The sequence below is a fragment of the Pseudomonas sp. BJP69 genome, assembly GCF_007633355.1.
Lineage (GTDB): Bacteria > Pseudomonadota > Gammaproteobacteria > Pseudomonadales > Pseudomonadaceae > Aquipseudomonas > Aquipseudomonas juntendi.
Genome location: NZ_CP041933.1, coordinates 2,531,550 through 2,553,412 on the forward strand (window position 1 = coordinate 2,531,550; position 21,863 = coordinate 2,553,412).

At 63.7% G+C, this 21,863-nt stretch carries 18 protein-coding genes, 1 pseudogene and 1 riboswitch; of the genes and pseudogenes, 5 read left to right on the top strand and 14 right to left on the bottom strand.

Annotated elements, in window-relative coordinates; translation table 11 throughout:
* Window positions 1-7 precede the first annotated feature (7 nt).
* From FPB55_RS11635 to FPB55_RS11650, 4 genes are read right to left on the bottom strand one after another with little or no spacing between them, the layout of a single operon-like run.
* Complete coding sequence (locus FPB55_RS11635) at window positions 8-961, bottom strand: lysylphosphatidylglycerol synthase domain-containing protein (RefSeq protein ID WP_009686888.1); 954 nt, start codon at window positions 959-961, stop codon at window positions 8-10.
* Window positions 961-2,166: a cardiolipin synthase ClsB gene (gene clsB / locus FPB55_RS11640; RefSeq protein WP_144188218.1), complete on the bottom strand. Its 1,206-nt coding sequence runs from the start codon at window positions 2,164-2,166 to the stop codon at window positions 961-963. The genes FPB55_RS11635 and clsB overlap by 1 nt, the downstream gene beginning before the upstream one ends.
* Entirely contained in the window at window positions 2,163-2,936 is a 774-nt protein-coding gene (locus FPB55_RS11645; protein WP_033744712.1) for an endonuclease/exonuclease/phosphatase family protein, read from the bottom strand. Before FPB55_RS11645 ends, clsB begins: the two co-directional genes overlap by 4 nt.
* Window positions 2,937-2,944: 8 nt before the next feature.
* Complete coding sequence (locus FPB55_RS11650) at window positions 2,945-3,862, bottom strand: DUF72 domain-containing protein (RefSeq protein ID WP_029886818.1); 918 nt, start codon at window positions 3,860-3,862, stop codon at window positions 2,945-2,947.
* Window positions 3,863-4,057: 195 nt separating this feature from the next.
* Here FPB55_RS11650 and FPB55_RS11655 point away from each other — a divergent pair, with 195 nt between their 5' ends.
* Window positions 4,058-4,609 (top strand): ATP-dependent Clp protease proteolytic subunit, encoded by a 552-nt coding sequence (locus FPB55_RS11655; RefSeq protein WP_029886817.1) that lies wholly within the window; start codon window positions 4,058-4,060, stop codon window positions 4,607-4,609.
* A gap of 19 nt (window positions 4,610-4,628) precedes the next feature.
* Here the strand turns inward: FPB55_RS11655 and FPB55_RS11660 are convergent, their stop codons facing one another.
* Entirely contained in the window at window positions 4,629-8,408 is a 3,780-nt protein-coding gene (locus tag FPB55_RS11660) for a CheR family methyltransferase (protein WP_144188220.1), read from the bottom strand.
* A gap of 306 nt (window positions 8,409-8,714) precedes the next feature.
* On the opposite strand from FPB55_RS11660, the gene FPB55_RS11665 reads away from it, so the two are divergent.
* Complete coding sequence (locus tag FPB55_RS11665; protein ID WP_029886815.1) at window positions 8,715-8,921, top strand: general stress protein; 207 nt, start codon at window positions 8,715-8,717, stop codon at window positions 8,919-8,921.
* 142 nt (window positions 8,922-9,063) lie between these two features.
* Window positions 9,064-9,333, top strand: coding sequence for a DUF6555 family protein (locus FPB55_RS11670; protein WP_029886814.1), 270 nt, complete (start codon window positions 9,064-9,066; stop codon window positions 9,331-9,333).
* A gap of 127 nt (window positions 9,334-9,460) precedes the next feature.
* Here FPB55_RS11670 and FPB55_RS11675 read toward each other — a convergent pair whose 3' ends face one another.
* The 9 genes and pseudogenes from FPB55_RS11675 to nikA all read right to left on the bottom strand — a co-directional run bounded on the left by FPB55_RS11675 (window position 9,461) and on the right by nikA (window position 18,848).
* Window positions 9,461-11,659, bottom strand: a complete 2,199-nt coding sequence (locus tag FPB55_RS11675; RefSeq protein WP_033691353.1) for a xanthine dehydrogenase family protein molybdopterin-binding subunit — start codon at window positions 11,657-11,659, stop codon at window positions 9,461-9,463.
* A 2-nt stretch (window positions 11,660-11,661) separates the two neighbouring features.
* Window positions 11,662-12,657 (bottom strand): xanthine dehydrogenase family protein subunit M, encoded by a 996-nt coding sequence (locus FPB55_RS11680; protein ID WP_029886812.1) that lies wholly within the window; start codon window positions 12,655-12,657, stop codon window positions 11,662-11,664.
* Window positions 12,654-13,181 carry a (2Fe-2S)-binding protein gene (locus FPB55_RS11685; RefSeq protein WP_144188222.1) on the bottom strand — a complete coding sequence of 176 codons (528 nt, stop codon included), beginning with the start codon at window positions 13,179-13,181 and terminating at the stop codon, window positions 12,654-12,656. Before FPB55_RS11685 ends, FPB55_RS11680 begins: the two co-directional genes overlap by 4 nt.
* A 585-nt stretch (window positions 13,182-13,766) precedes the next feature.
* Window positions 13,767-13,907, bottom strand: a pseudogene (locus FPB55_RS26565) (integrase); the annotation flags it as partial.
* A complete protein-coding gene (gene nikE / locus FPB55_RS11695) occupies window positions 13,906-14,721 on the bottom strand; it encodes a nickel import ATP-binding protein NikE (RefSeq protein WP_144188224.1) in 816 nt (271 codons plus the stop codon). The gene nikE and the pseudogene FPB55_RS26565, both read right to left, overlap by 2 nt.
* A complete protein-coding gene (gene nikD / locus FPB55_RS11700; protein WP_009686876.1) occupies window positions 14,718-15,488 on the bottom strand; it encodes a nickel import ATP-binding protein NikD in 771 nt (256 codons plus the stop codon). The genes nikE and nikD overlap by 4 nt, the downstream gene beginning before the upstream one ends.
* Window positions 15,489-16,334: a nickel ABC transporter permease subunit NikC gene (gene nikC, locus FPB55_RS11705; protein ID WP_029886808.1), complete on the bottom strand. Its 846-nt coding sequence runs from the start codon at window positions 16,332-16,334 to the stop codon at window positions 15,489-15,491.
* Entirely contained in the window at window positions 16,331-17,272 is a 942-nt protein-coding gene (gene nikB / locus FPB55_RS11710) for a nickel ABC transporter permease subunit NikB (RefSeq protein WP_144188226.1), read from the bottom strand. The genes nikC and nikB overlap by 4 nt, the downstream gene beginning before the upstream one ends.
* Window position 17,273: 1 nt before the next feature.
* Window positions 17,274-18,848, bottom strand: coding sequence for a nickel ABC transporter substrate-binding protein (nikA, locus tag FPB55_RS11715; RefSeq protein ID WP_144188228.1), 1,575 nt, complete (start codon window positions 18,846-18,848; stop codon window positions 17,274-17,276).
* 87 nt (window positions 18,849-18,935) lie between these two features.
* Between nikA and nikR the strand changes: the two genes are divergently transcribed.
* Both nikR and FPB55_RS11725 read left to right on the top strand, forming a co-directional pair.
* Entirely contained in the window at window positions 18,936-19,352 is a 417-nt protein-coding gene (gene nikR / locus FPB55_RS11720; RefSeq protein WP_115294109.1) for a nickel-responsive transcriptional regulator NikR, read from the top strand.
* A 52-nt stretch (window positions 19,353-19,404) separates the two neighbouring features.
* A riboswitch (cobalamin riboswitch) is annotated at window positions 19,405-19,612 on the top strand.
* A 104-nt stretch (window positions 19,613-19,716) separates the two neighbouring features.
* Window positions 19,717-21,855, top strand: coding sequence for a TonB-dependent receptor (locus FPB55_RS11725; RefSeq protein WP_144188230.1), 2,139 nt, complete (start codon window positions 19,717-19,719; stop codon window positions 21,853-21,855).
* Window positions 21,856-21,863 lie beyond the last annotated feature (8 nt).

Genomic DNA, 21,863 nt, shown 5'->3' on the forward strand with positions numbered 1-21,863 from the left:
CTGACCATCAGGTTTGCACCGAATTGTCACGCTGGCGCATGGCCTTCGCGCGCTTCTCAAGCACCAGATAAGTCACGATCGCAACCACCAACGGTATCAGGTAGTACAGGGTGCGATAGCCCAACAGCGCAGCTACCAGCGTGCCCTGCGCCATCTGCCCGTGCAGCAGGGCGAGGAACACCGCTTCCAGCACACCCAGGCCCGCCGGGATATGTGCAACCACGCCTGCCACGCAACTGATCAACAGGATCCCGAGGATCGCGGGGTAGAAGGCGTCGCCCGGCAGCAACCAGTAAATCAGCAGCGCCATCAATGCCCAGTTGCTGGCCCCCAGCGCTACCTGGCAGAGCGCAAGGCGCAGGGTTGGCAAAGTGACTTCGTGCTCGCGCCAGCGCCACGTGCGCTTCTTGGCCAGGCCACAGGCCAGCAGGTACGCCGCGGTAATCGCCAGCAACAGCACGCCGATCAGGCGCAGCCCTGTGGTGCCCACCGCCCAGTTGCCCGGCAGTTCGACCAGACCCAGGGCGAACACACTGCCGGCCAGCAGCATGTAGCCCATCCAGTTGGTGAGCAGGCCCAGCGTGAGAATGCGCGTGATGGTGGCGGTATCGAGCCCCAGGCGCCCATACAGGCGGTAGCGCAAGGCAACCCCGCCGACCCAGGTGGTGAAGTTGAGGTTGAACGCGTAGCACACGAAGGCGACCGGCAGCACTTGCCGGGCGGGCAGCTGATGACCGGTGTAGGCGCGGGCCAGCAAGTCGTAGCTGGCGAACGTCAGGTAACTGCACACCGCAATTGCCAGGCCGACCACCAGCGTTCCAGGCTTGTAGGCGAGCAGCGACTGGCGCACTTCGTTCCAGTCCAGGTTGCGCGCCAATTGGTAAAGCAGCACAGGGATCAGGATCAGGAACGCCACCGTCAATACGCGCTTGGCCCAGGTTTGCCAGGTTGTCCGTGCCATCAGGTATTGCCCTCGTGCAGGTCGCCGGCCGGGGCCTCGACGTCTGGCTGCAGCGAGCGCAGCCGTTGGCGGTGTGCCGGCAACCAGCCGGCGATGCGCGGGAAATGGCGCGCCGCATGGAAGCAGGCGAAGATCAGCGGTGCCCGCCACCAGTAGCCACGGATCATGCGTTCCAGGGTCACCGGCTTGCACTGCTCGTGCGCAAGTGACTGCAGGTGTTCGCCGAGCAGCTGGTTGAAAGCGCGGTCGCGGATGAACAGGTTGGCTTCCAGGTTCAGCGACAGGCTCAGCGGGTCGAGGTTGCTGGAACCCACGGTCGCCCACTCGTCGTCCACCAGCGCCACTTTGCCGTGCAAGGGCCGCTTGCAGTATTCGTGAATGACTACGCCATCACGCAGCAGGTAGTTGTACAGCAACCGCGACAGTGCACGGACCCAGCGCATGTCTGGCTGCCCCTGCAGGATCAGGTGCACAGCCACCCCGCGCCGGGCAGCGTTGCGCAACTCGCGCAGCAGCCGGTAGCCGGGGAAGAAGTAGGCATTGGCCACCACGATACGTTCTTTGGCACCGCGAAACGCCTGCAGGTACTGGCTTTCGATGGCTGTCCTGCGCACGCCATTGTCACGCTCTACCAGCACGGCGGTGGTGGACCCGGCGGGCTCGGTCAACGGCCGCACGGCGCTTGGTTCCTGCAGCACCGGCGACATCAGGCGCTTGCTGGCGGCATGCACCTGTGCCACCACTGGGCCGGTTACCTCGACGGCATAGTCCTGCTTGGCCATGGGGCCGAAGTCGCCCAGGTGATCGGCGCTGTAGTTGATGCCGCCAATGAAGGCCCGCTCGCCATCGATGACCACGATCTTGCGGTGCAGGCGCCGGAACAGGTTGGTACGCATGCCCACCAGGCGCGGCTGCGGGTCGAAGGCGTGGAAACTCACGCCGGCATCTGTCATGGCCGCGATGAACGGCGCTGGCAGGTCGCCGGTACCATAGCCGTCCACCACCACTTCGACACGCACGCCGCGGCGGGCCGCGTCGATCAGCGTCTGCTGCAGTTGCCGGCCGACCTTGTCGTCGAAAATGATGAAGGTTTCCAGCAGGATCTCTTCCTGGGCACGGGCCATGGCCTCGAACACACAGGGGTAATACTGCTCGCCGTTGATCAGCAACTTTACGTTGTTGCCCTCTACCCAAGGTCTGTTCACAGGTGAATCTCCGCGGCCAATGGTGCGTGGTCGGAAAGGTGCGACCACGGGTAATTCGACAGTACTTGGGCAGCGCTCGGCATGGCGTTGCGCAGGTAGATGCGGTCAAGGCGCAGCAGCGGCAGACGCGCCGGGAAGCTGCGTGCCGGGGTGCCGAAGCGCTCGCCGAAGGCCTCTACCAGGTGCTCGCCCAACACGGCATCTGCCTTCAGGCGCCAGTCGTTAAAATCGCCGGCGACGATGACCGGCGCTTGCGGCGGCAGGCTGGCCAGCAGGTCGAGCAAGAGTTGGATCTGGCTTTGCCGATGGGCTTCGCGCAGGCCCAGGTGCACACAAATGGCGTGCACCTGGTCGTGCCCTGGCACCTCGAGTTGGCAATGCAGCAGGCCGCGTTGTTCCTTGCCTTGCACCGACACATCGAGGTTGTTGAAGCGCTGGATGGGAAATTTCGACAGCAAGGCGTTGCCGTGGTCACCCTGCGGGTACACGGCATTGCGCCCGTAAGCGAACTGGGGCCACATGCTGTCGGCAAGGAATTCATATTGCGGGGTATCAGGCCAGGCCGGGTGGCGCAAGGCATGCTGCTGATGGCTGCCATGCACTTCCTGCAGGAACACCAGGTCTGCGCCGGTGGAACGGACCGCTTCACGCAGCTCAGGCAGGATGAAGCGGCGATTGAAGAAGGTGAACCCCTTGTGCACGTTCAGCGTGAGTACGTTCAAGCGGCGCACGGCGGTGGACTGATCGGTGCTGCGCGGCAAAGCAGTCATGGGTTCGTTCACAAGGCCACCTCCGGCACCACGCCCGGTTCGGTCATCAGTTCGTGGTCCAGCGACAGCTTCTGCAGCAAACGGCGGGCGTCGTAGGGCGCATGGACCTTCTGGTCATTGTCGAAATAACAGTACACGTCACGCGCCGCACGCCGAGGTGGCGGCCCCGGCACGATCAGGCGCGCGTCGTCTGCCTGGCTGCCTTGGCTCCAGTGCAGGATGCGCTGTTTCCAGCGGCGTAACGCGCGCGCGGTATAGCCGCTGCTATAGAGCTCCACATCGCCGTGCAGGCGCATGTACACGAAGTCTGCGGTCACATCCTCGGCATGCGGCCACTTGCCGGCACTGTCCGCAACCACCAGCGCAACCCGGTGCTTGCGCAGCAGCTTGATGAACGCCTCGCAAAGAAAGCTCTCGTGGCGGACCTCTACCGCGTGGCGCAAACGCACATTACCGGTGATTGCAAGGCCGCCACTGTCCCGCAGCCGTTCGGCACAGCCCTGGGCGCATGCGCGCGCGGCTTTGCGGTCACGTGGCAGCAACTGCAAGAACCGGGCAAAACGCTCTTCGTCAAACTTCATGTTCGGTGGGAACTGCCACAGGAACGGCCCCAGCTTGTCGCCTAGCAGTAGCGGGCCAGAGGCGAAGAAGTTGGCCACTGGCTCCTCAACCTCCTTCAGGCGCCGCACATGGGTGATGTACCGTGGCCCCTTGACCGCGAAAACGAAGCCATCCGGCGTTTCATCACGCCAGCGCAGGTAGCGCTCTGGGGTTTGCAAGCTGTAGAACGAGCCGTTTATCTCGATGCTGTTCACGGCCCGCGAGGCGAACGCCAGTTCATCGTCCTGGCGCAGGCCCTTGGGGTAGAAGTCCTTGCGCCAGGGGCCATAGCGCCACCCGGAAATGCCGATGCGGATATCGCTCACGCCGTCGTCCTCATCACCGGTTCCTTGTTCGGTTACTGTGGTATTGCGACTGGCGCAGAGGGCCAAGGGTTCACCGCTTGTGATCAACGGGAACGGCCACTGACAGGTTGAACTTTGCCCGCGCAGACGATTCCACCGGATAAGCGCCCCAGGCGCGCGAGCCCAGGAATTGACCTGCCAACCCTGGAGGCAAGCATGGCCAGACACATCATTCATTTCACCGGGCCGATCAATTCGTCGACCTGTGGCAACCTGATCAATACCTGCTCAAAGGCATTGCAGCAGGGCGCCGAGGTGCTGCAACTGAACATCGCTACCATGGGCGGCGAGTGCAGCTACGGCTTTACCTTGTATAACTTCCTGCGGGCGCTGCCGGTGCAGGTGCATACGCACAACCTGGGCACCGTCGAGTCCATGGGTAATATCCTGTTCCTGGCCGGGGAGTGGCGCACGGCATGCAGCTACAGCAAGTTCCTGTTCCACCCGTTCCACTGGACCTTGCACGGCTCGGTCGACCATTCACGCATGGCCGAATATGCGATGAGCCTGGATTACGACCTGCAGCTGTACGCGCAGATTGTGGCCGAGCGCACAGAAGGTGCGCCCGAGGTGCTGGACGTGCCGCGCTACCTGATGGCGTACCCGCGAATTCTGGGGCCGCAGGAGGCACTGCAAAGCGGCGTGATCCATGCCATCGACGAGATGCCGATCACGCTGGACATGAACCAGTGGAGCGTGCACGCCTGAGGTTCATGTTGGCCCACCATCAGTAAGGCACCGTGCCGCTCAAGGTTTCGATGGCCTCCACCAGTTCGTCGTAGCCGACCGGCTTGTTCAGGTGCCGGTCGAAGCCGGACTGGCGTGACTTGTGCTGGTCTGCGCTGGCACCGTAGCCGGTGAGGGCAATGGCCGGGGTGTGGCGCAGATGGGCGTGGCTGCGCAGCGCCTTGATCAAGGCATGGCCATCCATCACCGGCATGCCGATGTCGGAGAGGATGATGTCGAACGCCTCACCGGAGGCCACCTCCAGCGCCTCGCGGGGGCGGCTGAAGGCGCGCACGCTGGCGTTTTCCATTTCCAGCAGCTCTTGCATGATCTCCAATACCTCTACCGAGTCATCCACCAGCAACACGCGCACGCCGTGCAGCCGGCCCTCCCGGGAATGCTCTGCAGGGTTGGCGCAAGGCGGCGACTGCACGTTGCACAGGGGCAGGCAAACGGAGAAGGTGCAGCCCAAGCCCAAGCCGGCCGAACTGGCCTGCACGGTGCCGCCCTGTGCTTCGACCAACTGGCGTACCAACGAAAGGCCGATGCCCAGGCCTTCACGGTTCTGATTGGCCAGTTGGGGAGCCTGGCTGAACAGGTCGAAGATATGCTCCAGGCTGTCGGGGCTCAAGCCTACGCCCTGGTCAATCACCTGCAGGCGTGCCTGTTGATCGTCACGACTCAACACCAGGCGTATCTCACTGCCTGCCGGGCTGAATTTCAGGGCATTGTTCAGCAGGTTCCAGATGATCTGCTCCAGGCGCGTGACATCGCCTTCGATCGTCACTGGCAAGCCGTCGGCAGGCAGCTCCAGGCGCACCAGACAGGGGTGTTGCTCACCCACCACCACAGCGTGAATGCCGCGCAGGATGGCGCCAAGGTCTACCGGCTCGGTCTTGAGCTTGAGCTTGCCGGTACGGATGCGTGCCACATCCAGCAGGTCATCAATGATCCTGGCCTGGCTGCCAACCGCCTCGCAGATGGTGGCAACGGCCTTGCTGGCGTTGCCGATCTGCTTGATCGAGGGCAGGCGGCGGAGCATTTCCGCATTCAGCTGAATCAGGTTCAGTGGGTGCTTCAGTTCATGCGACATGATGGCGAAGAACTCGTCTTTCATGTGGCTGGTGGTTTGCGATTCCGCCAGCTGCTTGCTCAAGCGTTCTTCGCCCAGGCGCACATGCTCTTCGGCAGCGTGGCTGCTGCTGATGTCGATGAAGGTCAGGACGGTGCCGTCGATTTTCTGCTCGCTGGAGCGGTAGGGCAGCAGGCGTGCCAGGTACCAGTGGTCGCGCTGGCCGCCAACTTCCCGCTCGATAACGGCCTCACCCTGGGCCACGGCGCGGGCATCATCAGCCATGGCCGGGTAGTCCAGGCGGTGCGTGATGTCGAGCAATGAGCGGCCGGTATCGACCGGTAAAATGTTGAACAGGTCGGCGGCACGCGGCGTGAACCAGCGGATATGCAGGTTGCGGTCGACGAACACGGTGGCGATTTCGGTGCAGGCGATCAGGTTGCTCAGGTAGTCGTTGACCTTGTCGGTCTCTTCCACCTTGTTCTTCAACTCGTAGTTGACGGTAAGCAACTCTTCGTTGATGGACTGCAGCTCTTCCTTGCTGGTTTCCAGCTCTTCGCTGGCCGAACGCAGCTCTTCGTTGATTGCCTGCATTTCTTCGTTGGAGGCCGTGAGTTCCTCGCTGGATACCTGCGACTGCTCGATGGTTTCCTGCAGCTGCAGGCGGGTACGCTGGAGTTCACGCTCCAGGTTATGCAGGACCATGCTGTCGGTCTGGCGGATGACGCCCGGCAGTGGCAGGGAAGGGTCGGGCGCCCGCTGCTCGAACACCACCAGCAGGCAATCGCCGTTGTGCACGTCGTCCTTGTAAGGCTGCACGGTGATTTCCACCTGCAACGGCTGCAGGCCATCGCCCAGGTCGACCGGCCGGGAGGTGACCGCTTCGGTGCCTTGGCGCGCCTGGAACAGCGTACTGCGCAGCGCCAGGCGCAGGCTCGGCAGCACCAGGCCGAGCAGATTGCGGCTGGGCTCGCCGCCGCCCAGTTGCAGGAAGCGCCCGACACCTCCGCTCATGTGCAGGATATTGCCGTCCACATCCGCGATCAGGCTGGCTGGCATGCGCATGGCCAGCGCGCGGTGGTGCAGCTCGGCATAGGAGGGCTTGCGCCCGGGCTTGACCTTGGCCAACGGGTCCAATGGCAGGCTGGCGCCAGTACTGCCCGGCACCTGCCGCTCGGCGCGGCGCCCGGCATTGCTGACGTCACGGGCGCGGAAGATACGGTTACGCTTGTCCACCGGCGCGAACAGTTCACCCACCACGTCGGCTGACTCGGACGAGCCCAGGAACAGATGGCCGCCAGGGCGCAAGGCAAAGTGGAACATCAACAGGATGTCGCGTTGCACTTCGCGGTCGAGGTAGATCAGCAGGTTGCGGCAGACAATGAGGTCAATTTGCGAAAAGGGTGGGTCCGACAGCAGGTTGTGGCGCGCGAACAACACTTTTTCGCGCACTTCCTTGCGCACCCGGTAATGCTGGTCTTCCTTGACGAAGAACTGGCGCAGCCGGCTGGGCGGCACATCGGTCACGATCGCTTCGGAGTACAAGCCGGTACGGGCGATGCCAATGGCACGCTCATCGAGGTCGGTGGCAAACACCTGGACCTTGCGGTTGCGCTGCTCCAGCGCAAGTTGCTCACAGATCAGCATGGCCAGGCTGTAGGCCTCTTCGCCGGTGGAGCAGCCGGCCGACCAGACGCGGATCTCGTCATGGCCGTCGACGGGGTCATGCTCGCTGGCCAGTTGCGGCAGCACGTGCCGCTCCAGGGCCTCGAAGGCTTCGCGGTCGCGGAAGAAATTGGTCACGCCGATCAGCATGTCTGCCAGCAACGCCGTGGACTCGGCCGGGTTCTGCTCGAGGTAGTGCAAGTAGCCGGCGAGGTTGCTTTGCCCGGTCACGTGCAGGCGGCGTTCAATGCGCCGCAGCACGGTGGCGCGCTTGTAGTGCTGGAAATCGTGCCCCGTGTTGCTGCGCAACTGCAGGAGGATCTCCTCCAGCAGCGGCTCGCTGGCCTGGGCGTCGCCTACGCGGGTGCCCAGCGCCGGGGGCAGGGTGTCATCGTCGATTTCCGGCAACCTGACCTGGCGAGCGTTACGCCACAGCTCCAGCAGCTTTTGTGGCATCTCGGCCACGGGCAGCACCAGGTCGACCATGCCGGTTTCGATGGCAGCCCGGGGCATGCTGTCGTACTGGGCATCGTCCGGGGTCTGAACCAGGGTCACGCCGCCTTGCTCCTTGATCCGCGACAGCCCCACGGCACCGTCGGCGCCGGTGCCCGACAACACCACGCAGAATGCATGGTCCTTGTGCACGTCGGCCAGGTCGCGGAAGAACAGGTCAATGGCCACGTGGTCGCCACGGCGGCGATTGGCGGGGGACACGCGCAGGTAGCCGTCATTGGTCGAGAGGCGATTGGCCGGGGAGATGACATACACATGGTTGCGCTCGATCGGCACCGGCTCGGTGACTTGGCGCACGGGCATCTGCGTGGTGGCCTGGATGATCCGGTCGGCCACGCTCTGATGATCCGGCGACAAGTGCAGCACCACCACGAACGCCATGCCGCAGTCGCTTGGCATATGCCGAAACAGCGTGCAGATGGCCTCCAGGCCACCCGCGGAGGCACCGATGCCCACCACCGGAAAGTCCAAGTGGCTTGGGCTGAGTGCAGGGTTTTGCGGCGCGGCGGGTTGCTTGGGCGAGGACTTCATCGACGGAGCCTTGTACAAGAGCCTTACGGGCGGTGCGTGACTGTGCAGTCACACCCGGATAGTGGGGCGATTATAGGCCGCTGCCCTGCAGTTGTGACTGCTGCATGCGCGATAAAGTGCGACCGGCCTGCAAACGGGGCGCAAATAGTTGGCCTGCACGTGTTTCGGGCCACCGGTCAGCTGCCGTCAAAACGTGTGAGCCAAGCGGGCAATTGCAGGTTCGGAATCTGAACATGGCAACCTTGTGTGTGCACTGTATGAACGCACAGGTTGTGCGACCGCCTATTCATCGCAAGGAGAAACCACATGGCTCAAGATCAGGAAGGTACCCGCCAGCGCGGCGGAACCAAAGAAACCAATCCGGGCAATTTCGCCAACGACCGTGAGCGGGCATCGCGCGCTGGGCACAAAGGCGGCCAGGCTTCGGGCGGCAACTTCGCCAATGATCGCCAGCGGGCATCGGAAGCCGGACGCAAAGGTGGCCGGAACAGCCACGGCAGCCGCAGCGAGTGAAGGTACTGCGCGAGCGGTAGTGTGCCTGTAGGCGTCCACCGCTCGGGCGCCGCTGGTGCCTGTCGATCGATATTTTTTTGAATCTTCTGCTGCTGCCCCGATCAATCAGGGTGTCATCCATGGAGAAGAGGAGGCCCCTGCGATGCCTGCCCCACAGCTGTTCATCATCGATTACCAACTGCATGGTCAGCCGCGCAGTTTCATCATTCGCCTGGACCGCCTGGACAATGCCGAAGCCTGGCATTGGGCAAGTTGCGATGCGGGCATTGGGATCATCCCCAAATTCGGGCGGGAAAAGATCAGGAAGGTCAGCCGCCCGATGGCTGAACGGTATGGGATTACTGCGGTGAGCTGGCGCCTGTCAGGGAGCAAACCAAATCAGTCGGTAGGCGACCCTGCGGCTATTGTCTAGCGGTAGCGCTCGGGCTGCTGCGGTCCCCTCCGCCCGCAGATGGCCTCAGTTCCGAATACCGATTTGCTGAGAAATGAGCGGAGCGGCCCGCAGCCGCTCCCCTCGCATTCTTCTCACAACTTTCGCGTTACAGCACCTTGTCGAGTGTGATCGGGAACTCCCTAACGCGTTTGCCGGTTGCGTGGTAGATGGCGTTCGCCACTGCGGCAGCCACGCCGACCACGCCGATTTCGCCCACACCCTTGGACCCCAGCTCATTGACGACATCGTCGTGCTCTTCAACAAAGATCACGTCGATATCACCACAGTCCGCGTTCACCGGGATGTGGTACTCCGCAAGGTTGTGATTGACGATGCGACCCAGGCCATGGTCGGTCAAGGCCTCTTCGTGCAGTGCCATGCCGATACCCCATACCACGCCGCCCAGGATCTGGCTGCGGGCCGTTTTCGGGTTGACCACGCGGCCCGCCGCCACGGCGCTGACCACTCGGGTGACCTTGATCATGCCAAGGTCTTCGTCGACCTGAACTTCGACGAACACCGCCGAGTGGGTAGCCGTGGAAAACGGTTGGCGCCTTGCACCAGGCTCAGCGTCGATTTGCACTTCGAACTGCGCGCCGGGGGCACTGGCGACGATATCTGCCAAGGCCACGCGAACACTACCCGCGTGCAGATAACCATCCGCGAAGACGATGTCCTCCCGCGCTGTGCTCGCCACCTGCGGATGCACCTTGCGCGCATGCTCCAGCACCTTGGTACGCAACACCTGGCAAGCCTGGCGCACGGCCGAGCCTACCGACGATACCGTGAACGACCCGCCCTGCAGGGGCGCGGTGGGCAGGGACGAGTCACCGAGCACGAAGGTGACATCCTCCACGCTGACGCCCGCAGCGTCGGCTGCAATTTGGGTCATGACGGTGTAGGTGCCGGTGCCGATATCGGTGGTGGCGCTGCTCACAGTGAGGTGGCCTTGGGCATCCAGGCGCGCTTTCGCGCTGGCCTTCATTTGCATAGCCTCCCAGACGCCGCCCGCCATTCCCCAACCGACCAATTGGTTGCCAGTGCGCATGCTGCGCGGTTGCGGGTTGCGGTGCTGCCAACCGAAACGCTCACTGCCTTGCTGGTAGCACGCCAGCAGTTCTTTGCTGGAGTAGGGCTTGCCCTCGTTGCCGTTGTTGGCGGCAAAATTACGCCGGCGCAGCTCTACCGGGTCGATATCAGCGGCACAGGCAAGCTCATCCATCGCGCACTCAAGCGCGACCACGCCTGAACCGGCCCCAGGGGCACGCATGTCAAGTGGCGTGTACACATCCAGCGAGGCCAGGCGGTAGTTGAGTTCAACGTTGTCGCACTGGTAGAGCATGCCGCTCCATTCCACCAGGTGCTCGGTGAAGTCTTCGAAGCGCGAGGTCTGCCCCAGCCCATCGTGACCGACAGCCAGCAAGCGCCCATCTGCATCTGCCCCCAGGCGCAAACGCTGCTCGGTGCGGGGCCGGTAGCCGAACGTGAACATTTGCTGGCGCGTGAGGGTGACGCGCACAGAGCGCTGAAGATGCAGCGCCGCCATCACTGCCAGGGGCAGCTGGTACTGCGGGCGCAGGCCCGAGCCGAAGGCACCGCCGACGAAGGCTGCGTGCACACGGATCTGGGCCTTCGGCAGGCCGAACACCTTGTGCAGGTAGTCCTGGCAGTTCTGCGTGCCTTGGGTCTTGTCATGAATTTCCAGGCTGCCGTCGGGCTTGTAGTGCACGGTGGAGGCGTGGGGCTCCATCGGGTTGTGGTGCTCGTTGGCAGTCAGGTAGGTGGCATCGACCTGCACGGGTGCCCCAGCGAAACTGCCAGCGAAGTCGCCACGCGGGGCCGGTGTTTCTGCCGGCGCCACATGCGACGCCTTGGTAGCGCCCAGGTCTGTCTCGTGAGGTTCCTCGGCGTATTCGATCCGGATCAATGAGCCTGCATACCGGGCCACCTCCAGGGTGTGCGCCACCACCAGCGCCAGGGGTTGCCCGCTATACAGCACTCGATCGTTGAACAGGGGCCGAAAGGGCGCGCCCTCAGCTGCATCGGCGTCGCTGTAGTCATCGTCATAACTGGAAATATGCGGACGATGCCCATGGTCGAGCACCGCGACAACGCCGGGTACGCCCAGCGCCTCGGTAGCGTCGATGCGCAGTACACGGCCGCGGGCGATGGTACTGGACACCACGCTGCTATGGAGCAGGCCGTCTTTTGGGTATTCGCCCGCATAGCGTGCCTGGCCGGTGACTTTAGCCACGCCATCCACGCGATCCAGAGGGGTACCGACTACCGATTTGTTGTTGACCATGGTCATGCCCCCCCACCAGCGGCACGGTGCGCCGCGTCAGTCAATGCACGCACGATTGCACGCTGCGCCAGTATTACTTTGAAACCGTTGTGGCTCAGCGGCTGTGCGCCCTGAAGCAGCGCCTGTGCGGCGTTATCGAACAGCGCCTCGGAAGGCACCTGGCCAACCAGCAGGCTTTCCACCGCCGGGTCGCGCCATGGTTTGTGCGCTACACCGCCCAGCGCCAGGCGGGCGTGCTGAATCACATCGCCATCCAAGCGCAAGGCCGCAGCGACCGACACCAGCGCAAACGCGTAGGAGGCTCGGTCTCGAATTTTCAGGTAGCGGTAATGCTGTTCGAACAGCGGTGGCGGCAGCTCTACGGCCGTTACCAGTTCATCGGCTGCCAGCTGGTTATCACGCTCCGGATTGTTCTCCGGCAGGCGATGGAAATCTGCGAACGGGATCTGGCGTTTACCAGCCGGTCCCTCTACGTGCACCACGGCTTCGAGTGCTGCCAGTGCTACGCACATGTCGGACGGATGAGTGGCCACACAGGCCTCACTGGCGCCAAGAATGGCGTGTATGCGGTTGCGGCCGCTACGAGCAGGGCATCCGCTGCCGGGTTCACGTTTGTTGCAGGGGGTGCCGGTATCGTAGAAGTAGTAACAGCGTGTGCGCTGGAGCAAGTTGCCGCCGGTACTGGCCATGTTTCTCAACTGCGGTGAAGCGCCCGCCAGGATAGCCTGTGACAGCAACGGGTATTGTTGCTCGATCATCGGGTGCCAGGCCAGGTCGGCATTGCTGACCAGGGCACCGATCATGACGCCACCGTTGGCAGTGGGGTGCAGCCCATCCAGCGCCAAGCCTGAGATATCGATCAGGCGCTCGGGGCGGACCACATTTTCCTTCATCAGGTCGACCAGGTTGGTGCCCCCGGCGATAAAGCGCGCGCTGTCGCCAGCCAGGCTCACGGCTTCGCTGACTGACGCAGGCTTGTGGTAACTGAAGGGCATCATGGCTTCGCCCCCCGTTGTGGTTGATCCGGGTGTGCCATCAGCGGCTGGGCTTCTTCGATCGCGGCGACGATGTTGCCATAGGCACCACAGCGGCAAAGGTTGCCGCTCATCTGCTCGCGAATGGCCTCACGGCAGTCGGCACGTCCTTCACGCACAAGCCCGACGGCAGAGCAGATCTGCCCAGGTGTGCAGTACCCGCACTGAAACGCATCGTGGGTGATGAAAGCCCGTTGCATAGGGTGCAGCACGTCGCCGCTGGCCAGCCCCTCGATTGTCACCAAGTCTGCGCCGTCGCACATGATGGCCAGGGTCAGGCAAGCATTGACGCGCTTGCCGTCGCGCAACACCGTGCAGGCGCCACATTGGCCGTGGTCGCAGCCTTTTTTGGTACCTACCAGGTCCAGCTGTTCACGCAACAGGTCGAGCAGGGTGGTCCACGGGTGGACTGCCAGTGTTCGTGGCTGACCATTGATGGTCAGGCAGATGGGGTGTTCTGCAGCCCCATTGGAAAAGAGCGCGCTCATGGAAGGTCCTCACGGTCAGGGTTCACGCAGTTGGCTGCGTCTTTGTTGTGCGACCCGGGCGGTTGCAGAAACGTTCCACCGGCTTGCCAGGCGTGGAAAGGTGGCTGCGGGCATGGCGTGACGGCGTGTAGGCATTATGGTGGTGAGGCGCGGGACTGAGAGCGAAGCTCAGGGCTACTGGCCGGTAGCCGAGAAGGGATGAGCGGGCGAGGGCACGAACCGTGGCTGACGTAAGCTGAGAGCTGACGGAAAAGCCGGTGATAGAATTGACTGGCATGATTTACTGACACTGTTTCATGCCGTCCCTGAAGCTACACGGCGTCGGGTTGGTCTTGACCGTCATGTTGATCAGATCGAATCGAACCGCAATGTCTTCACTAAAGCACGGTACCGGTACGAGAAAGATGCTGGGCAATTTTACTGCACGGGGTTGGTCGGTGTGCTGCAGGATGTGATTCCGCGTGTCGTTGAGTACCACAAGGAATGTGGCTCAACAGATCCGTTCATTGAGAATTTCGAGATGCATGGTGATGGACTAACCATCATGGTTTGAGGGAGTGTGCTAAGGGGTGGGCAGTCCTCCCAGGTGGCGAGCATCGCCTGCAGCGGCTCCAAGACCACCGCGGTTTTCTTCCGCACGGATACGCCTTGGCGCGCCTGGGCCTTGCGTGCCTCGCGAAGAAGCGTCTTCACTGCAGGAGCATCACTTGGGTTATCCAATTGTTCATGCGAGAGATGTACTGAGCCGAGCGCAGGTCTTTGTCGGGCGTTCAGGCAGCACAGCGGCTTGCAATTGCCTCCCGGCCGGATGCTCGAACGACAAGTCGCCGCGCACGGTGCAGTCCTCGACAATGCTTCCTGCGTCCAGCACCACAACCCGCTGGCAGAAGTAGCGCACCAGGCTCAGGTCGTGGGTGATCAGCACGAAGGCGGTCCCCTTGTCGCGACGCAGCGCTTGGAGCCGTTGTAACAGTTGTAGTTGCAGCACACGATCCAGATTCGAAAGCGCTTCGTCGAGTACCACCAGCTTTGGCGAGATCGCCAGTGCTCGGGCGATGTTGGCACGTTGCAACTGACCACCGCTGAGCTGTTGCGGCAGGGTCGCGGCATGCTCGGCGCCCAGCCCCATCTGCTCCAGCAGCTCCACTACCCGTGCGTGGCGGGCTGTCTCATTTAAGGTGCTCAGGTGACGCAGGGGCTCGGCGATGCTCCAGCCGATGCTGCGCTGCGGGTTGAATGCGCCCGGCGCGTCCTGGAACACCAACTGCACGGCACGCTGGAAGGCCCGTGCCTGTTCGCCGCGCAGCTGATTGACCGGCTGTCCCGCGAAGGTCACCAGGCCTTGGCTAGGGGTTTCCAGCCCGAGCAGCAGGCGGGCGAGGGTACTTTTGCCACTGCCGCTACTGCCCAGCAAACCAAGTGATTCGCCCGCATGCAGCTGCAGGTCGATGCCGTCGAGTACTTGGAGCCAGGCGCGTTTGTGCAGCAGCCCGCCGGTGCGGTAGCGATGACTCAGATCGTGGGCGTGCAGCAGGCTCATAGAGGGCTCCCGCAGAGGGCCTGGTGGGCTTCGAGAAGGGTTCGAGCGGTGCCGCTGGCCGGACGCTCGAACAGATCGTGCACGGGCTGGCGTTCGACGATGCGGCCAGCGTCCATAACGGCCACCTGATCGGCGCAGCGGGCGACCACGCCCATGTCGTGGGTGACCAGCAGCACCCCCAGTCCATGCCGTTCGACCAGCGCCATCAGGATATCGAGAAAACGTGCCTGGCTTACGGCGTCAAGGTCGCTGGTGGGCTCGTCGGCCAGCAGGAACGGGGTTTCGGCCATCAGCGCCAGTGCGATCATCATGCGTTGCAGCATGCCGCCGCTGAGCTGAAAGGCGAACGATTGCAAGACCCGAGCATGATCCGTCAGCCCCACGGCCCTTAGGCTGTCGGTCATGCGCTCGCGGGCGGCGGCGCCGGTGGTGCCGTGCAGGCGCAGCGTCTCCAGTCCATGGCTGGCCATGTTGCGTACTGGGTTGAAGGCACTGCGCGGGTTTTGCAGCACCAGGCTGGCCAAGCGGCCTCGTGCCTGGGCGGCGCTTACCGGCTGGCCGTCGAGCAGCATTTGGCCCTGCGTGCGCACAACGCCGGCCGGCAACAGGTCGAGCATGCCCAGGCAACTCAGTGACTTGCCCGAACCACTGGCCCCGACCAGGGCGCAGACTTCGCCGCGACGCAGTTGCAGGTCCACGCCTTGCACCAGCAGGCCGGCCTGGGCCTCGATATGCAAGTCACGGACTTCGAGGGTCGATGGGGTCATCTAGTGGTGCTCCCGGGATGGGTCGAGGCGGTCGCGCAGGGCATCGCCCAGCAGGTTGAAGGCCATCACCGAGAAGAAGATCATCAGCCCCGGCAACAGCAGCAGTTGTGGGTGGGTCCAGATGAACTCCTTGGCGTCGTTGATCATCACGCCCCATTCGGCGGTCGGTGGCGACACCCCCAGGCCCAGGAAGGACAGGCCCGAGACATGCAGCATCATGTGCCCGATGTCCATGGTCGCCAGCACCAGCAGCGGGCCAGCGATATTGGGCAGCACATGCTGGCGCAGGCGGGTCCAGCGCGAAGCGCCGGCCAGCCGTGCGGCGAGCACGTATTCGCGCCCGCGCTGGGCGATCACCAGGCCGCGCACCATGCGTGCGTACCAGGCCCAATGTGACAGGGCGATGGCGACGACCACATTGGTCAGGCCGGTGCCGAGCAAGGTGACGAAGAAGAACGCCAGCACCAGGGTCGGGAAGGTCATGAACATGTCGCACAGGCGCATCAGCCACAGGTCTATCCGCCCGCCGACGAAACCCGCTACGCCGCCCACGGCCAGCCCGAGGGCCAGGACCAGTGCCAGGGTCAGCATCACGCTGCCCAGCGACAGGCGGGTGCCGACGATCAGGCGCGAGAGCAGGTCGCGGCCCAGGTGGTCGGTGCCCAGCCAATGGCTGGCGTCCGGTGGCATCAGGCGCTGGCTGAGTTCGACCAGGTCGGGATCGTGTGGCGCCAGCCACTGGCCGAGCACGGCCAGTACCACCAGCAGGCCGACCAGCACCGAACCCAGAACCAGGCCAGCATGACCGGCCAATGCCGGTCGACGAATTACCGAGAGCGTGCTCATGCGCTTGCGCCCTCCAGCCGGCTGCGCGGGTCGAGCCAGGCGTAGCACACGTCCACCACCAGGTTGCAAACCATCAGCAAGCCGGTCAGAAGCAGGGTGAAGCACTGCATCACCGGGAAATCGCGGTTGAGCACCGCCGAGACGGCAAAGCGGCCCACGCCGGGCCAGGCGAAGATGGTCTCGATCACCAGCGCACCCCCGATCAGCTCGCCGACGTGCATGCCGGTGGCGGTGACGAAGGGCAGCCAGGCGTTGCGCAGCACATGGTCGCGCCAGACCTGACGCTCGGGCAGGCCGCGGGCGCGGGCATAGGTGACATGCCGCTGGCCGCTGGCTTCGAGCAGGCTGGCGCGCAGCAGGCGGGCGTTGATCGACATCGACATCAGCGCAATGGCCAGCACCGGCATGATCAAGTGCCCGGCCGTGCCGCGCCCGAGTGGCGGCAGCCAGCCCAGCCACAGCGAGAACAGCGCGATCAGCAAGAATGCCAGCCAGAAGTTGGGCATCGACACGCCAAGGAAGGTCACCGCGCGCACCGCATGGTCGGGCCAGCGGCCCTGCCAGCGTGCCCCTAGCAGCCCCAGCGGAATCGCCAGCAGCAGTGTGCAAGCCAGGGCCAGGCCGCCGAGTTGCAAGGTGGCGGGCAGGTAGTACAGCAGGTCATCGAGCACCGGCCGCCCGGTGAGGTAGGAGATCCCGAAGTCCAGGTGCAGCGCGTTCCACAGCCAGCTCAGGTATTGCGCGTACAGGGGCCGGTCCAGCCCCAGGGTGTGGCGCACTTCGGCGATGGCCGCATCGGTCGGCGGGATGTGCGACAGGCGCAGGTAATCCAGCGCCGGGTCCGTGCTGCCCAGGTGCAACAGCACGAACACCAGCAGCGACACGCCGAACATCACCGGTACCAGCAACACCAGGCGCATCAAGATGTAGCGCAGCATGTCAGGGCTCCTGCCTGGGTGTCATGGCCTCGAACGGCACGTCGAACAGGGTGCTGCCGAACTGCACGTGCGCCACCGAGTCACGCCGCACGCTGATGGCGGTGAGGTGCGAGATCGGCAGGTACACCGCCTGTTCGTGCAGGGTGGTGAGGATGAAACGGTACTGCTCGGCGCGTTGTCGCTCGTCGGTGCTGGCCAGCACCTGGCCGATGCGTTGGTCGAGCTCGTCCTTGATCGCCAGGCCGCGCTGGGCCATGTAGTCGGCATGCCCGGCATAGCGCATCGAGCTGACGAACGAATGCGGATCGTAAGGAGCGCCCCAGGTATCGGCGAAGATCATGCCGAAATCACCGTCGCGCTGGCGGCGAACCAAGCCACCTTCTTCCACGGCGCGCAGTTCGATGTGGATACCGACCTTGGCCAGCTCGCCTTGCAGCACTTCGGCCAGGCTTTTCTGCAGGGCGCTGGTGCCGAGAAACACCAGTTCGATTGTAAGTGGCTCGCCGCCCTTGCTGCGCACGGACGCGCCGGGGGCCAGTGTCCAGCCTGCGGCCTCCAATTCCTGCATCGCCTGAGCGGGGTCGTACGGGTAGGGTTTCAGACCGATGTCTGCGTACGGCATGTTGCAGGCGAACAGTGTGTCGGCCTTGGGCTCCAGGCCGTAAAGGATCTTGTCGATGATTGCCTGCTTGTCCACCGCCTCGTTGATCGCCTGGCGCACCGCCAGGTCGCGGGTGGCACCACGGCCAGTGTTCATGGCCAGCGTGCGCGTAGCCAGTGGCGCCGACAGTGCCGTGGCATAGCCCTGGTCGCGCAGGCGCACGAAGGTGCCTGCGGTGATCTCGCCTGCGGCGCCCTGGATCAGATCCACTTCACCAGCCTGTAGCGCCAGCGCACGGCTGTTGGGGTCGGGGATGACCTTGACCATGACTTCGCCGTAGGCCGGCTTCGGCCCCCAGTACAGCGGATTGCGCACGAAGCGGTCGAACTCGCCCAGACGAGACTCGGCACGTACCCAGGGCCCGGTACCGACGGGCTGCCCAGGCTTGGCAGCAGGCGCGCCGAAGCGCAGCGGGCGAACCTGGGCCAGCTCCATCAGGGTGGGGTAGTAAGGGTGCTTGAGCACCAGGCGCAAGGTCAGCCGATCAGGGGCCTCTACGTGGTCGAGGGTGCTGACCAATTCCATCCAGCGGTGGCGTTGGCGGTTAGCCAGGACCGCATCTAGGTTTGCCTTGGCGGCCGCAGCATCGAACACAGTGCCATCGCTGAAGCGCACCCCGTCGCGCAGGGTGAAGGTGTAGGTCTTGCCGTCCTCAGACACCTTCCAACCGGTCGCCAGCCACGGCTCGACAGTACCGGCGTGGGTGTAGCGCACCAGCGGTTCATACACCATCGCCTGGGCGTACATCTGATTCGGCGAGTAGCCGCGCGGGTCGAGTGGGCCCGCGTTGACGGGCCAGGAGTACACCAGTGTCGGGTTTGGCGCCTGGATGTCGGCGGCTTGAGCGAAGGTGCTCGCCGCGAGCCAGAAGATGCCCCACAGGGCGGGCTTTCGTTTGCCAGGCTGCTGCTTCACACTGCGTCCCCCACTTCAACGGAGGCCGTAGGCTAAAGAAGGGTGGGTATGATGTCTATCTAAAATCATCTTACTGGAAGTTACAAAATGCAACGGATCACCATCACGCTGGACGAAGAGCTGCTGGATCTCATCGACCGGCGGGTGGAGACGCAGGGCTATCAAGGGCGCTCGGAGGCCATTCGCGATCTGCTGCGCAGCGGCCTGCGTGAAGCCGAGGCGTTACCCGACGAAGCCCCGTGCGTGGCGGTGGTCAGCTATCTGTACGACCACGCCAGCCGCGAATTGCCTAAGCGCCTCAACCAGACCCTGCATGCCCACCATGAACTGACGCGCTCGACATTGCACGTGCACCTGGATGCCGGCCGTTGCCTGGAAGTTTCGGTGCTGCAAGGGCCGAGTGGGGCACTTGAGCGCCTGTCCCGACAATTGACGGTGGAGCGTGGAGTCGAGCATGGGCATGTGCATGTCCTTCCCGCGCCACGGCATGGGGAAGGTGAGTGAGCCCGTCCCTTGGGTTGCCGCCTGCGCTTGACGTAGCGGCACTTTGATGTTCCCCTGCGCGCCTGTTTCAGGTGCCCCTTGCCGTCGAGCCTGGGGTGAAACGGGAAGCCGGTTCGTCATCGCGTGATGATCAGTCCGGCGCTGCCCCCGCAACGGTATGCGAGCGAAGCATTCAAAAGACCACTGTGCCCTGGCATGGGAAGGTGAATGCTTCATGACCCTCGCGAGCCCGGAGACCGGCCTGAAGCATGTATAGGCAACCCGCGGTGGGCGGGCGCAGGCCGGTTTGCGTAGGCGCACGCCTGCGTTTCCCTGTGCGTTTATCCCTCCGGGCTTCTTCCATTCCTGCTTCAAGTGGAACGACATGTCCCGACTTTCGCTGTTCAGTCCTTTGCCCGCTTCTGTGCTGCGTGCCAGCCTGGCGCCCTGCCTGTTGCTGTGCGTTTCGGCCCAGGCCGCCGAAACCGATCAAGCCCTGGCCTTGCCGGCCACCGATGTGACCGGTGTCGCAGTGGTGAACCCTCAGCCAGACCTGCATACGCCGACCACCAGCGGCTCGCGCCTGAATCTCACTGCTTTGGAGACGCCTGCCAGTGTCACCAGCATCAGCTCGGCGCAAATCCTCGAGCGCAACAATGTCAGCGTCCAGGACGCGGTGACCCGCTCCCCCGGTATCACCTTCATCGGCACACCCGGCAACGGCGGCACGGCCCTGTCGGCGCGGGGCTTTACCGGGCACAGTTCGACCATGCAGTTGTATGACGGCACCCGCCTGTATGTCGGTGCGGGCACGGTCACCTTCCCGGTAGACACCTGGTCGGTCGAGCGTATCGATATCCTGCGTGGCCCGGCGTCGGTGCTGTACGGCGAAGGCGCCACCGGCGCGGTGGTAAACGTTGTGCCAAAAAAGCCGTTCGAGGGTGAGATCCGTAACCATTTTCGCCTGGGTTACGGCTCTGATGATCGTCGCCAGATGGCCCTGGACAGCGGTGGTTCGCTGAGCGATACCCTCAGCTACCGGCTGAATTTGAACAAACTGGCCAGCAACGGCTGGGTCGACCGTGGCGATTCGCAGAGCCTCGCCCTCAGTGGCTCGCTGCGTTGGCAACCGAACGACGACCTGAGCGTCACCCTCAGCCATGACTACGCCGACCAGGACCCGCAGCAGTATTTCGGCACGCCGCTGGTGAACGGGCATTTCCGTGAGTCGCTGCGCGACCACAACTACAACGTCGACAATGCCGAAGTGCACTACAACGACCAGTCCACGCGGTTGGTCACCGATTGGCAGATCAACGACAACCTCAGCGCCAGCAACCAGCTGTACTTCCTCAAGGTCCAGCGCCGCTGGAGCAATGCCGAAAGCTACACCTGGCAACCGGGTGACCAGATCCTGCGCAGCAACTTCATCAGCATCAAGCAGACCGAGGAGCAGATCGGCGACCGCCAGACCTTCACCCTGCAGCACTCGCTGTTTGGCCTGGACAGCCAGACGGTGGTCGGTGCCGATTACAACTCCATCCGTTTCGTGCGCAAGCACGACTTCGGCAACACCCTGAGCGACACCGTGCCGCTGTCCGGTTCCGGGGGTGGCGAGTACATCAGCAACGACCCGTTCCGCAGCCGCGAAGCCAACCAGGCCCGGCAGTTCTCGCTGTTTGCCGAAAACCGCACACAGTTGACCGAACGCCTGTCGCTGATCACAGGCGTGCGCCGCGACCAGGTGCACCTGAACCGCAAGGACTTGCTCGCCGACACCCGCAGTGATCGCAGCCTGTCGGGAGACAACTGGCGGGCGGGGCTTGTTTTCGCCCTGACCGAGGACCTGTCGGTCTACGGCCAGTACGCCACTAGCACCGAGGGCGTGAGCAACCTGCTGACCCTCAACGCCGCCCAGCAGCAATGGGACCTGAGCACGGCCAAGCAGACCGAGGTCGGCATCAAGCAGATGCTGCCCGAAGGGCGAGGGGAGTGGACGCTGGCGGCGTACCACATCGTCAAGAAGAAGTTGCTGAGCACCGACCCACTGAACCCTACTTTGCAACAGCAGGTAGGCCAGCAGTCATCGGATGGCCTCGAGGCGACCCTGGAACTGCGCCTGCCGTACGACCTGCAACTGTCAGCGAACGCGGCCTGGGTACGGGCCAGGTACGACGAGTTCGCCAGTGCCGGCAACGACTATTCCGGTAACCGGCCGATCAACGTGCCGCGGCGCACGGCCAATCTGTGGCTCAGCAAGGACTTCGGCGAGCGCTTCAGCGCAGGCGCCGGGGCCCGTTACGTCGACAGCCGCTATGCGGACAACGCCAACACCGTCAAGGTGCCAGGCTACACCGTGGTCGATACCAACTTCGACTGGCACGTACAAGCGGACCTGACCTTGGGCCTGCAGTTGAACAACCTGTTCGACCGCCTGTACGCCACCAGCACCGACAACAATGGCCGGCAGTGGTACCTGGGCGAGCCACGTTCGTTCTTCGTCACGGCGGACTACAGCTTCTGACACTGTTG

Coding starts and splice junctions, on each gene's coding strand:
- FPB55_RS11660 (WP_144188220.1), bottom strand. CDS start 8,408: ATGAAGTCCTCGCCCAAGCAACCCGCCGCGCCGCAAAACCCTGCACTC.
- nikR (WP_115294109.1), top strand. CDS start 18,936: ATGCAACGGATCACCATCACGCTGGACGAAGAGCTGCTGGATCTCATC.
- FPB55_RS11680 (WP_029886812.1), bottom strand. CDS start 12,657: ATGATGCCCTTCAGTTACCACAAGCCTGCGTCAGTCAGCGAAGCCGTG.
- FPB55_RS11665 (WP_029886815.1), top strand. CDS start 8,715: ATGGCTCAAGATCAGGAAGGTACCCGCCAGCGCGGCGGAACCAAAGAA.
- FPB55_RS11685 (WP_144188222.1), bottom strand. CDS start 13,181: ATGAGCGCGCTCTTTTCCAATGGGGCTGCAGAACACCCCATCTGCCTG.
- nikD (WP_009686876.1), bottom strand. CDS start 15,488: ATGACCCCATCGACCCTCGAAGTCCGTGACTTGCATATCGAGGCCCAG.
- FPB55_RS11655 (WP_029886817.1), top strand. CDS start 4,058: ATGGCCAGACACATCATTCATTTCACCGGGCCGATCAATTCGTCGACC.
- nikB (WP_144188226.1), bottom strand. CDS start 17,272: ATGCTGCGCTACATCTTGATGCGCCTGGTGTTGCTGGTACCGGTGATG.
- FPB55_RS11675 (WP_033691353.1), bottom strand. CDS start 11,659: ATGGTCAACAACAAATCGGTAGTCGGTACCCCTCTGGATCGCGTGGAT.
- FPB55_RS11645 (WP_033744712.1), bottom strand. CDS start 2,936: ATGACTGCTTTGCCGCGCAGCACCGATCAGTCCACCGCCGTGCGCCGC.
- FPB55_RS11670 (WP_029886814.1), top strand. CDS start 9,064: ATGCCTGCCCCACAGCTGTTCATCATCGATTACCAACTGCATGGTCAG.
- nikE (WP_144188224.1), bottom strand. CDS start 14,721: ATGAGCCTGCTGCACGCCCACGATCTGAGTCATCGCTACCGCACCGGC.
- FPB55_RS11725 (WP_144188230.1), top strand. CDS start 19,717: ATGTCCCGACTTTCGCTGTTCAGTCCTTTGCCCGCTTCTGTGCTGCGT.
- nikC (WP_029886808.1), bottom strand. CDS start 16,334: ATGAGCACGCTCTCGGTAATTCGTCGACCGGCATTGGCCGGTCATGCT.
- FPB55_RS11635 (WP_009686888.1), bottom strand. CDS start 961: ATGGCACGGACAACCTGGCAAACCTGGGCCAAGCGCGTATTGACGGTG.